This is a genomic window from Bacillus sp. WC2503, from assembly GCF_052682895.1.
In genome coordinates, this window is sequence record NZ_JBQYMD010000001.1 from 3006528 (window position 1) to 3019522 (window position 12995).

The 12995-nt window shown below is 32.7% G+C and carries 7 protein-coding genes and 1 pseudogene; 4 read left to right on the plus strand and 4 right to left on the minus strand.

The window, feature by feature from the left end; all coding sequences use genetic code 11:
- Nucleotides 1-132: 132 nt before the first annotated feature.
- Nucleotides 133-1974, minus strand: a complete 1842-nt coding sequence (locus ACUN26_RS15325; RefSeq protein ID WP_000781569.1) for a S8 family peptidase — start codon at nucleotides 1972-1974, stop codon at nucleotides 133-135.
- Nucleotides 1975-2269: 295 nt separating this feature from the next.
- On the opposite strand from ACUN26_RS15325, the gene ACUN26_RS15330 reads away from it, so the two are divergent.
- The 3 genes from ACUN26_RS15330 (at nucleotide 2270) to ACUN26_RS15340 (ending at nucleotide 7099) form a co-directional block, all read left to right on the plus strand.
- Complete coding sequence (locus ACUN26_RS15330; RefSeq protein ID WP_000771179.1) at nucleotides 2270-3067, plus strand: cell wall hydrolase; 798 nt, start codon at nucleotides 2270-2272, stop codon at nucleotides 3065-3067.
- Nucleotides 3068-3370: 303 nt separating this feature from the next.
- The gene (locus ACUN26_RS15335; protein ID WP_000272424.1) at nucleotides 3371-4708 is read left to right on the plus strand and encodes an NAD(FAD)-utilizing dehydrogenase; all 1338 of its coding nucleotides are present in this window, start codon (nucleotides 3371-3373) and stop codon (nucleotides 4706-4708) included.
- A 471-nt stretch (nucleotides 4709-5179) separates the two neighbouring features.
- Nucleotides 5180-7099: an LTA synthase family protein gene (locus ACUN26_RS15340; protein ID WP_000791016.1), complete on the plus strand. Its 1920-nt coding sequence runs from the start codon at nucleotides 5180-5182 to the stop codon at nucleotides 7097-7099.
- A gap of 113 nt (nucleotides 7100-7212) precedes the next feature.
- Here ACUN26_RS15340 and ACUN26_RS15345 read toward each other — a convergent pair whose 3' ends face one another.
- Entirely contained in the window at nucleotides 7213-9996 is a 2784-nt protein-coding gene (locus tag ACUN26_RS15345) for a dynamin family protein (RefSeq protein ID WP_001217641.1), read from the minus strand.
- Nucleotides 9997-10327: 331 nt separating this feature from the next.
- A pseudogene (locus tag ACUN26_RS15350) lies at nucleotides 10328-10465 on the minus strand (IS6 family transposase); the annotation flags it as partial.
- Nucleotides 10466-10578: 113 nt separating this feature from the next.
- On the opposite strand from ACUN26_RS15350, the gene ACUN26_RS15355 reads away from it, so the two are divergent.
- On the plus strand, nucleotides 10579-10770 hold the full coding sequence (locus tag ACUN26_RS15355; RefSeq protein WP_000461140.1) for a hypothetical protein: 192 nt from the start codon (nucleotides 10579-10581) through the stop codon (nucleotides 10768-10770).
- 278 nt (nucleotides 10771-11048) lie between these two features.
- Here the strand turns inward: ACUN26_RS15355 and mutL are convergent, their stop codons facing one another.
- A complete protein-coding gene (gene mutL / locus ACUN26_RS15360) occupies nucleotides 11049-12992 on the minus strand; it encodes a DNA mismatch repair endonuclease MutL (RefSeq protein ID WP_000516451.1) in 1944 nt (647 codons plus the stop codon).
- Nucleotides 12993-12995 lie beyond the last annotated feature (3 nt).

Consider the following 12995-nt stretch of genomic DNA (forward strand, 5'->3'; position numbering starts at 1 on the left):
GTAACGTTTAACTAATCGGACGAATACGCGGTGGAATTCTTACTGCCGACAAATTGCGAGATAAAGTAAAAAAACATTCACGTATCCTGAATTAAAATAATCGAAAGGAACTTCATCTGAAGTTCCTTTCGATTATTTTATATTTAATACATATGAACCATCTTTATTCTCATACTTATAGACATATAAATAATATTTACCTGGCTTTGCATTATAGGTTCCTTTAACTACATTTCCTTCATTTTCACCATATGCTACATAGTTATTTACATCCGATTCATGATGAAGTACCCATGTCATTCCAATATTTTTTTCATTTAGTAGAGAGATATTAATAGTTTCTGGCGAGTCAATTTGGAAAGTAAATACATCTACGTTATCACGATTATGTAGTGTCCCTTTCATTGGTGTATGAAAGTTAATTTTATTTGCCTGTTTAGGTTCATTATTTGGTTCATTTTCTGTTACTTGTAACTCATTCCCACCGTTTAGTTCTCTTCGTTCATACCCTAAATTTACTAGGATAGACTTCAAATCCGGTAAAACACCAATTTTATCTGAATATGGATCTTTAGACTTCGTTCCAGTGTTATGGTTACTTAATATCGTTCTCAATTCACTTGGTCTATATGGTTGTCCTACATTTTCTTTAGCAATACTTTGTACTAAAGTCGCTGCTCCAGCAATAATAGGCGAAGCACTAGACGTGCCACTAAAGCTGGATGTATAAAGATTTACAGCACTTCTACTTTGCTCAGCTGTAGTTGTATCTACGTTTTCTCCCCAGCCATACACATCAATACGGCTTCCATAATTCGAAAACCACATACGTTCATGAGGGAAAGATGAAGAACCCGCTCCTACCATAATTGCACCCGAATCTTTAAAATCTTTACTATTACGATTTAAAACTTGTTTACCATTTCTATCTTTAAATTGATCTAAATCATTCCAACCATTTGCTCCAGCCTCTATAATTACAACACCCTTATCTGTACCCGCACGAATTGCATCAAAGATATCTGGTTGTACTTCAACAGGTAAATATTTATCACCATATCCATCAAAAGAAGCTTGTGCCTCTAATAATAAAACATCCCCAGCTTCTAAATGATTTACAGCACTTAATATTGCATCAGCTGTATTATACTGTCCGTTATCTCTTATTTGAGAAATCACTTTTGCTTTCGCTTTTGGTGCAATCCCAATATTCCCTACTTCATTATCTTCAGATGATACAATTCCTAGTACAGACGTCCCATGACCGACATGTTGATCTATATTTCTTCCAGACATCAATTCAATATTTCGATGTACTAAATCCTCATGATTTAATAACCAACCATATTCCATATCAACAAAGGTTACATCATTTCCATTACCGCCTTGAACGCCCCAGGCGAAGGGTGCATTAATACCGTATGGTGCTGCTTCAAGATAACCTTGTTTATTAAATCTAGGATTATTATTAGGAGTAAGAGATACACTTAATTGTTTCACTTCAGGCGGTATTATTTTTTCTTGTTTCTTCATATACATATCTTCTATTAAAGAAGATGCTTTTAACTTATCTACTAGTGTTTCTTCACGCCCATCATTTTTGGTTTGAAGAATATAGTAGTTTAATAGGCTTGTAGATACATTATTAGGTGCTTTCACTTCAAGATTTTGTATTTCTTCCGGACTTACAGATGTGAATAGACGAGTAAATGTTACATCTGAATATTCTGCCAAAAAATCTTCTAATACTTTATCGTTCGTTTCAGATTGTATCTGTTTTTCAATACCATCTTCATATGGTAATTTCAAATCTGCACTGAATTTTACAATGATTTGTTTATCTGTTTCTTGTTCTATCCCTAATTTACTCTGCTGTTCTATAGAATCAGCAGTTACAATATTAACACTGTCCCCTATTCCTAAAAATGTTGAGACGATCACAGCTGAAACACCTACTCTTTGAAACATTTTCATTACATAAATCCTCCTAATTCATAACAATTAATAATCATTATATTAATCTATAATGATTTTATTTCTATAACATATTACCTTTCTACTAAATAGATTATAGTAAGCAGCAATATGAACTTCAATGTATTTTCATATGCAATATTTCATATTTGAATCCTATATGGATGTAAATAAAAAACTTATAATGATTATTTATTTTATATGTGCTAATATACTTACATTAAAATATTTATATTCCCATATTCTGAATTACATTATGCAACAGTTATACCTTACTTTATTAGGAGGATTTACAATGAAATTATTAAAACTAAAACATATAATTCCTTTATCTGCAGTAGCACTTACATTCGTATGTAATCAAAGTACAGCTGAAGCTTCCACCATTCATACAGTAAAAAAGAATGATACACTTTGGGGCATTAGTAAACAATATGGAGTTTCCATACAAGCCATTAAACAAGCGAATAATAAAGGAAACGATCAAGCTTTTATTGGAGAACAGTTACATATTCCAGGATCTATGAAATCAAATGAGGTTACAGTTCATCAAAACGAAAAAACTACGAACACTTCTGGACAAATTATTTACCAAGTACAACCGGGAGATTCATTAGAAACGATAGCAAAGCGCTACAACGTAACCGTTCAATCTATAAAACAAATTAACAACACAATCGGTAACAAACTTTATACAGGGCAACATTTGAAAATTAATTCCAGTATTTCCGAAAAAGAAAAAGACTTAATGGCACGCTTAGTTACCGCTGAAGCTGGTGGCGAATCATATAAAGGAAAAGTAGCTGTAGCAAAAGTTATCCTAAATCGAGTAAATGCAAAAGGGTTTCCAAATACAATAACAGGCGTTATTTATGAACCTATTAAATACGGATATGCATTTACTCCTGTTACAGATGGAAGAATTAATCAGCCTGCAAGCGCTGAAGCAAAAATGGCTGTAGAAGAGGCTATCTCCACAAAGGGAATACATTCTGATTGGCTTTATTTCTACAACCCAAAAACATCAACAGACAAATGGATTACGACACGTCAAACAGTAGCAGTAATCGGTAACCATGCCTTCGCTAAATAAAACTATACTTCCCTTCTAATTTATGCACTTAACAACTTTTTCAAATGATGAACAGACCTTTTTACTGAAAAGGTCCGTTCTTTTTATATGTAGACTTTTATGAATCATATGAAAAAGTGATTATTTAAAACGATATCTCCGTTCAAATAAAAACATTTATACTTCATCCACCACTTAGAGAAATTGAAAAAGTATAAAGTTCAAAAACTTTTTCTTTATTCATAAAAGCTATTTCTTAACTTCATAAAAGTGTTATACACTAGGAAAATAGTAAACAAACTATTCGTTAGCAGGTGAAAGAATATGTATGATGTTACAATTATCGGCGCTGGAGTAAGTAGCATTTTTATGGCTTATTCATTAGCCAAAAGTAACAAAAACATTTTAATTCTTGATAAAGGTAAACCGCTAGAACATCGAAATTGTCCTTTAGATCAAGGAAAAACGTGTGACTGTAACATATGTGATAAATATTTCGGTTTTGGTGGCTTAGGAAAGTCTGAAGGAAAATTTAATTATACAAATGGATTTGGAGGAGAACTCGAACAAAAAGTAGGTAAAGAAGGTTTTATGCAACTCATGGCTGAAGTAGATGAAATTCTATGTCAGTTTGGTGGAAATTCAGTTTCAAAATATTCTACAGAAAATGTAAATCTCACTAAGAAAGCTGCAACTTGTGGTTTACAAATGTTAACAACAGAAGTAAGGCATCTTGGTACTACAATTTCCAGTACCATTTTTCAGCAACTCTATGAATTTTTACTTACGAAAATAAATATCCAATTTCATATAGATGTAGAGCATATTATGAAACAGAAAGATCATTTTAATATAACTACAAATCAAGGAACAGTTCAATCTAAGCAACTCGTATTTGCAACGGGGCGCTCTGGGGCAGATTGGTTAAAAGAAATGTGCACTTCTCTAAATATTTCTCAGGAACAAACACGTGTAGACTTAGGGATTAGAGTAGAAATGAAAGAACATCAATTACGTTCTATATTAAAAGATACTTTTGAAACGAAACTTTCTTATCAAGGTGAAAATTTCACAGCAACTACTTACTGTATGAATCCAAAAGGACGCATTATTCGAAAGTACGAAGAAGGTTTAGTTATGCCTGACGGTCAAAATTTTCGAGAGCAAGGAACTGGCACTCCTAACTTAAATTTCACTTTGTTTATCCCGCGCTATTTCCCAACTCTTAAAGACGCCAATATATATGCAAACTCAATTATTAAAGGCATTAATCAAGGACGAGATCGGATTGTTATACAGCGCTTAGAGGACTTATTAAAGAAACAACCTACAATGGAAAAAGATATGAAACATAATCGTATACAACCTACACTACACGGAGATTATGGAGATTTGCATAAAGAAATTCCTCCATTATATATTGAAGGACTCAAAGAATTTTTATTACGCTTAGAACATTTTATCCAAGAACCTATCGATAAAGATACTTTATTATATGGAATAGATGGAAAGTTCTATGCCCCTACGATAAAAATCAATAACCATTTTGAAACAAGTATGAATGGGCTATTTTTAGTTGGAGATTGTTCAGGTGTTACTCATTCATTATCTCAAGCAGCTGCAAGTGGTCTATATGTTGGAAAATATTTATCTGATATGTGAACTCTTTCATTACACTACTAGTCAAACGTTTTACGTTTCACCACCACTTTACTTAATGAAATGATTATCCTACAAAGAAGCATGATTTTACAGAATATATGAAAAACTACATTCTATGTAGAATGTAGTTTTCTACTCATTCATATAACCGTTTACTTTAAACTCACCTTTTATTCAAATTCCAACTCATTGAATGTCAATAGTTTAAAAAGCGTCTATTCCTTTTCACTTTCATTTGTTCGATATTTTGTAACATCATCATAGTGTTTAATATGTTAGGATGTCTATAAGTCACTTTCACTACAAATATGACTTTTTCTGCTTCGCATTTAAATTCCCCATTGTATGTATAGGAACACTGCAAATTATTACCATTAGAAAACATCATTTAAATGGTTCACCCTACTATAATAGTTATAAAAATATAACATATAACCTTAGTTAAATAAATTTTATAAAGAAGGTGTAAAAATGAAGAATAAAATAAATTTACAAATGCAAAATATAAGCTTTGTTATCATAATTGCTTTAGCAGTATGGTTAAAAACATATCTTATTACGCGATTCAGTTTTGATTTAAAAATTGAGTCTTCTACACAAGAGCTTATTTTGTTTATTAGTCCTCTCGCTGCATCGTTAGCATTTGTTGGATTAGCATTATTTGCAACTGGTGAAAAGCGCAATTATATAGCGCTATGTATTAATTTCTTATTAACGATCGTACTTGTCGGAAATGTAATGTTCTATGATTTTTATAGTGATTTCGTTACGTTACCAGTACTCGGACAAACATCAAACTTTGGCCAATTAGGCGGTAGTATTATAGAAATATTGAACTACAAAATTATACTCGCATTCGTAGACATTATTTTCTTCTTTATTTTATTAAAAAAGAAGACATTGGTCTTTAAAACAGAACGTGTAGCACATTCTACACGCTTACTATATTTCGTCTTAACAATTGCTGTATTTTCTGCAAATCTGCATCTTGCAGAAAAAGAACGCCCTGAATTATTAACGAGATCCTTCGACCGAGTAATGCTTGTCAAAAATTTAGGACTATACACTCACCAAATATATGATTTAACGCTGCAAGTAAAAGCAGGATCACAAAAGGCACTTGCTGATAGTAGTAAATTACAAGAAACTGAAAACTACGTAAAAGCAACCCAAAGTGAACCAAATCCTAATATGTTTGGCGCAGCGAAAGGAAAAAATGTAATTGTCGTTACTCTTGAATCCTTGCAAACCTTTTTAATAGGAGCATCCGTCAATGGTCAAGAAGTTACACCTTTCTTGAATGAATTCATAAATGAAAGCTATTACTTTGATAACTTTTTCCACCAAACTGGACAAGGAAAAACATCCGATTCTGAATTTCTAATAGATACATCGTTGTATCCATTAAACCGTGGAGCTGTATTCTTCACACACGGAAACAATGATTATACTGCAACTCCAGAAATTTTACGTGAACAAGGTTATTTCACTTCTGTATTCCATGCGAATAACGCAACATTTTGGAATCGTAACATTATGTACTCAGCTCTTGGTTATGATCGTTACTATAATGAACTTGATTACAAAATCACGCCCGAAACAAATTTAAATTGGGGATTAAAAGATATAGAATACTTTGATCAATCAGTAGATATATTAAAAACGATTGATCAACCATTTTACGCTCGTTTCCTTACTTTAACAAACCATTATCCATTTACGTATGATGAAGACACAAAATTCATTGAACCATATAACTCTGGTAATGGCGTATTTGATCGTTACATCGTAACATCACGTTACTTAGACGAATCCATTAAAAACTTTATTGAGCGTTTAAAGGCCGAGGGGCTTTATGATGATTCTATTATTGTATTATACGGTGATCATTATGGCATTTCTGAAAAACATAACCGCGCAATGGCGCAGTTTTTAGAAAAAGATCAAATTACAGAATTTGATACTTTACATTTACAACGTACACCTTTATATATTCATATCCCTGGACAAACAAAAGGTCAAACGATTTCAAAGCCTACTGGACAAATTGATGTGAAACCTACTATTCTAAATTTATTAGGGATTGATACTACGAACGATATCCGTTTTGGTCACGATATGTTTTCAGATGAATATACGGGATTTGTTGTTTTACGTGATGGTAGCTTCGTTACAGACAAATATGCATACAAAAACAACACTTTTTATGACCGGATAACAGGTGAAATTGTAGATTTACCAAAAAAAGAAGCTCAAGCACTCATTAACCGTGCACAAAATGAATTACGTATGTCTGACAAAATTATTGAAGGCGATTTATTACGTTTCTCAGAAAGTAATAAAATTAAAACTGGCGAAGTAAAAACTAAAATTAAAGAAACTGAAAAATAATCTATATATGCGAAGGGAGCAACTCATTACGGTTGCTCCCTTTTTCCCTTCTTATAACAACGGATATAAACAAAAAAACAACTCCAAAATCCACTTTTGGAGTTGTTTTACGTTTATTCTATGCTTGTTTCTAAATTTAAATCTGTATAGGCATTATACTCACCTATATTTAAGATTACTTCACATTGACGTAATCTCAATTCAAAGAGCATTATAGAATCATGATACACTTCAGGATTTGATTTCATTTTATGTAATATCTCTTGTTTTTCTTGTATTTCTAACTGCGTATTTTCTACAGCTTGTTTCAAGGAGTTAAATGGATTTCTAAAGAACATATTAATATCCCGCTCTTGTGTATTTTCAAACAGCTCAAATTGCAAGAAAAATTTCTTCATAATAGAAGCCGTTACTTCTGTATAATCTTCATTTTCTATATACTGTTTATATTTGTTATATAGCATAGATCTATTCTTTGGAAGAACCCCAAATAATTTACCGGCACTTTTCAGTAAAAATTGCGCTGGCGTAAATCGGCGTAAAATATTTACTTCTTCCATTTGTATTCTAGTCGTCATTCTATCAGTATCTCTGCGCCAGTCATCAAGCACTTTAAAGTCACATTCTAATTGTATTCGATTTTCTCCAAATAAAGAATTAAGTCCTTCACTGAGTTCTTCTAAGTGCGATTGACTTTGAAGTAACTCATTATTAGAAGTTTCAATCCAATTTTGCATAGAACGAGCAAAGTTAGGTAATACAGTTTGTTCTAAATATTTGTGTACTCTTTTGTTCATTGCTGTATTTAGTTCCATTTCAATGTTTCCAAAATCGCTTTCTTCACTGATTAAATCAGAACAACTCTGCAGTAGCTTCGGAATATGTTCAGTAAGATCATTCGTAATTTCTGTTTTCATTGTACGATACGATTGTGTAATGATATGAATTTTTTCCCTCTCAAAAGCAGTAAGGTTATTAATACTACCATTTAATTTAACTAACATATCTTCATTCCAATTCATAGCATCCACTAGATTGTTTTCCTTCTCAACGCGTTTATCTAAAAGGTATGTAATTGTTTTTCGAATGAAAAACAATAGCTTTTCAGTACGATCTGCATCGATATTTTTATAGTTAAAGTTAAAACGAATAAACTCAGTTAAATCATTTAGTTGTTGATTACTTGTATATAACGAAGAGTAAGGGAAAAGTCTCGCTTGCGGGAAATACGCGTTTATTCTCACTTGCGTATCATGTAAAACTCTTTTTACTTCTGCTTCACTGTAAATGTTATCGATTTTATTTAATAAGAAATGAATTTGTAGATTTGGTGTATGTTCTTGAATACTTAATAGAATGTCACGTTCTTTGTCAGTAAAAGGTGAATCCGCATTCAATACGAACAATAATTCGTCCACAGAATTCAGATATTCAAATATCTCATCTCTAGTATCGTTATTTCTATTAAAGCCAGGTGTAACTACAAATGTAAGTTTATTTTTACTTAAAAATTTGCATGGTAGTTTAAATTCAACACACGCTCTATCTCTATACGTTTGGTGGTGTAAAGACATCATATCATGGTAATCAGAGAAATTCTCAGTTGTTGTAATTGCTGAGTCTGTTATAGCGTTAATTTCTGTATGAGCATCATTTTTTAAAACCACTACATTTGAAATTGAGTTTTCTAATATATTTTCTCCTACTATAGAGTTAATAAATGCAGTTTTTCCATTTCCTGAAGTGCCCGTTACTAAAATACGATTTGTTCTTAAATCTGCAAGTTCGCTAACTAACCATCTAAATCGGTGACCCATTTCTATATCATGCTTTTGTGCCCACTGTGTAATAGATTCAAAAAGATGTAAACCATACTCTAAGCCATCCACATGATTAATAGAATACAACAGTAGGTTTTCTGCATTTTTTATATTTGCTGCATCTATTTTGGAAGGGAAAATCTCATCCCATGCCAATACAGCTGCTGATGGAAATACAGCATAAGAAGAATTGACTACCTTTAACCAATTTGTTAACAGATTTGGAATGATATCATGTAATTGTCTAAGCGTATATTGGCCTTGAATTAATTCAAAATACGTTTCTTCGTAAAGAGAAGAAATTTTGTCCCATATATCGGACGGATGTATTTCGATATGTAAGAAAAACTCATTTATTGTGTTAAGCCATAATAAGTAATTTTGTTCATTTTTATAACTGTTCCAAAGTGATGATACAATTTGTGTAAATTGCACTTGATCTACATGATTTAATGTAACTAATACTTCATGAAAATAGTCTGGTGAAATATTTTTAGTAAATCCTTTATCGATATACCCTTTTAGCACCTCAAACCAAGGATAAGATTCTGTTCGAACCAGCTCATTCACAGCAAGCTCTACTGCACTATCAAAATCTTGCTGTTCTTCATAAAAAGAACGGGCAATTTTGGTGACATTCGGATAATCGGGATTTAAAGAAACCGCCTCTTTAATTACAGCGAAAGCTGAGTCAAAATTATTTTGCTCGATGTAAAGAGAAAGTAATTGCAGTCCAATTTCAGTCATCAATATTTTGTTATCAGTAGTAATGGAAGTATAAACCTCTTCAGCAACTGATAGTCGGTTTAGTTCAAAGTAAGCATCCGCAATGTTTTTTTGTGCCCATGGTGCTAGTTCGTTGCCAACTTTCTCCCATTTGAAAATAGCTGATTCAAAATCTTGATGGTGATAATAAAATTCACCTTGTGCAAAACGAATATAAGACCCATCGGAAATTTCATGTTTTTCTTCGTTTACATAAACTTCCCCAAGTACGTCAAGAGGTGGTTTTGTTTCATTCTCCATTAGGAATGTTTCATAATACATCTTTTTTATTAATTGTTTTTCTATTCTCATCTTTTCCCCCACTATATCTTGAAAACACACTTTTAAGATATGTCAATACTTTTTTTATGTATGCTTTTTATCTTAACAAAGAATTTCTTTTGGAAAATTTCATTTTCCTTTCATTTTTCAAGTAAGATTGAATTTTTATGAGAAAAGTTTCAGTTCTTTTTCAATTCGCTTTCAGTTGTGAAACAACATTAAGTGTTCCTAATAACCTAATAACACTATAATATTCCGCATTATATTATCAGGAAAACTATATATATATTACATTATAAAAACAATCTATAACGAATATATATGCATTGTTTGTTTCACCGATAAATAAAAAAACTCACCACATAATGGTTATTAGATAGACCAATATGCTACGTCCTTTCAGAATTTCAAACACACCACGATAACTTAAACAACAATAATAGTGAACGGCTATCATTACAATACCTCTCTCAAATTGTTTTCCTTTAAAATATTTCAGTAGTTATGTAATTAAATTGTTCTAACCTATATAAATAACTAGTCCAAAAAAACTCTATATGCATATCATGTTATAGTAAAGAATTCAGGAAATCCTAAAAAGGAGGCATTTTCATGTTTGAAGATAAATCTAAAATAAATTACCCATATGAATTTACTGAAACTACAACAGTCCCTCTAAAGAACCCCATTGATAAAAAATTCAAGAACGGCACAGGTACACATAACTTCCCAATTAAAAAGCATTATAAAGAGCAGGTTTTATATACTGAAAAAATTAATAATAATAATAATAAAAACAAATAATCCTATAAATCCTTATAACAATTAACCAAATAAGAATCAATATTTGGCCATGCATAGTTATATGTTTAATAATGTAGAAATCTTTATTATACAATTTACGTACCTTTAAAAAGTGCTGATATACGGCGCTTTTTTATACATAGATAAATTAAAGCTTACTTAGTCTAGAAATAAACTGTAAAATCAATCCACCTTATTTTCGTTTAACAATTAACTCTACATATTAAAAGGGAGCAACATTTACTGTTGCTCCCTTTTAATATCTAATTTTAGTATCCCTACATAACCCTCTTAAACATCTTCTCCAACTCATAAGTAGAATGATGTACAAGAATCGGTCTCCCGTGCGGGCATGTGTATGGATTTGTTGTTGTACGAAGTTCTTCAAGTAAAGCAAATATTTGATCGTTCGTTAAATATTGATTTGCCTTGATAGATGCTTTACAGCTCATCATAATGGCTGCTTCTTCACGCAACTTTTTAATATCAACTTTTTTTAGTTTGACAACTTGCTCCATCATCTCATCAATGATTTCTGTTTCTTGTCCTTTCGGGAACCACGTTGGATGCGAGCGAACAATAAAAGATTGATGGCCGAATTGTTCCAAAAATAGGCCGACTTTTTTAAGTTCTTCTAGTTGCTCTTCGACACGTAAAAATTCAGTAAGAGATAGGTCAATACGGTACGGTACAAGTAGTTCTTGTACTTCTTGCGCTACTCGTCCTACTTTATCACGGAAGTACTCATAATTAATACGTTCCTGTGCGGCATGTTGATCAATCATATATAACCCATTATCATTTTGAGCGAAAATATATGTTCCGTGCATTTGTCCAATTGGATAAAGCGGTGGTAAATCGTTACCGTTCATTTCAATCTCTTTTATTTCCCCGACCTCTTCTTCCAATTCCTCTAATTCAAAGTCGTCATCGTTACTGTTCCACGATTTCTCTTCTCGAATCGGTTCTTCGATTATCGGTTTAGAGGATGGCTGCCAACTTTGCTCTTCTCTTACGAGCGACTGTGGTGGTTGCCATTCTCGCTTCGCCGGTTGCCAAAGCTGCGCTGGTTGTTTCACAGTTGTTCGTTCTTCTTGTTTTTCATCCATGTCAGTCGGTAAAACGATGTTTGGCATCTGTGGTTCTTTCGGCTTTGTATGCTCAAACTGGAACTGTTCTTGCACACTTTCGTCTTTTTCTTTTTTCTTCGTTGTTACGCCTGCATCTGGAATGAGCTGTATTTTTTTGAATGCTGCTTGCAATGTTTCTTCGATAAGCTTTAGCAATTCTTGTTCTTTACTAAATCGAACTTCTAATTTTGCTGGATGTACGTTAACATCAACAAGCATTGGGTCCATTTCAATCGATAAGAAGCCGATTGGATATCGTCCAACTGGCAGTAATGTATGGTATCCTTGCTGAACTGCTTTCATTAATACGAAATTTCGCACGTAACGGCCATTTACGATCGTTGACATATAGTTACGAGACGCTCGCGTTACTTCTGGTAATGTTACATACCCTTTAATTGTGAAATCTAAAGATTCAGCTTCAATTGGAATAAGCTTCTTGGCAACTTGAATGCTATAAATTGATGCAAGTACTTGCCTTACATCACCATTTCCGGATGTATGAAGCAATTTCTTTTCATTATGAAACAGTTTTAACGATACTTCTGGATGTGACATTGCAATACGATACACGATATCTGTAATATTCCCAAGCTCTGTATGAATTGTTTTCATATATTTAAGACGCGCTGGTGTATTAAAGAATAAGTTTTGTACTGTAATATCCGTTCCTTTTCGGCTCGCTGTTTTTTCTTGTTTTATAATGTCTCCACCTTTAATGATAAGGTGGGTACCCGGCGCATCACCTGTGCTAGTGATTAATTCCAATTCACTAACTGAGGCAATACTTGGCAATGCCTCACCGCGGAATCCGAGCGTTCTTATACGGAACAGATCGTTTTCATCTTTAATTTTGCTCGTTGCGTGGCGTTCAAATGCAACGATACAATCTTCTTCGGCAATGCCATCTCCATTATCAATGATGCGAATTTTTGATAAACCAGCTTCTTCTAAGTGGATTTCAATAGATGTACTATTCGCATCGATAGAATTTTCCACAAGTTCTTTTACGACTGAGGCAGGGCGCTCTACTACTTCCCCTGCCGCAATTAAGTTAGAGAGTTGATCATCGAGTTTGCGAATTTTTCCCATCTA

Excerpts from the sequence above, each read along its gene's own strand:
- ACUN26_RS15325 (WP_000781569.1), bottom strand. The coding sequence starts at position 1,974 with ATGAAAATGTTTCAAAGAGTAGGTGTTTCAGCTGTGATCGTCTCAACA.
- ACUN26_RS15330 (WP_000771179.1), top strand. The coding sequence starts at position 2,270 with ATGAAATTATTAAAACTAAAACATATAATTCCTTTATCTGCAGTAGCA.
- ACUN26_RS15335 (WP_000272424.1), top strand. The coding sequence starts at position 3,371 with ATGTATGATGTTACAATTATCGGCGCTGGAGTAAGTAGCATTTTTATG.
- ACUN26_RS15340 (WP_000791016.1), top strand. The coding sequence starts at position 5,180 with ATGAAGAATAAAATAAATTTACAAATGCAAAATATAAGCTTTGTTATC.
- ACUN26_RS15345 (WP_001217641.1), bottom strand. The coding sequence starts at position 9,996 with ATGAGAATAGAAAAACAATTAATAAAAAAGATGTATTATGAAACATTC.
- ACUN26_RS15355 (WP_000461140.1), top strand. The coding sequence starts at position 10,579 with ATGTTTGAAGATAAATCTAAAATAAATTACCCATATGAATTTACTGAA.
- mutL (WP_000516451.1), bottom strand. The coding sequence starts at position 12,992 with ATGGGAAAAATTCGCAAACTCGATGATCAACTCTCTAACTTAATTGCG.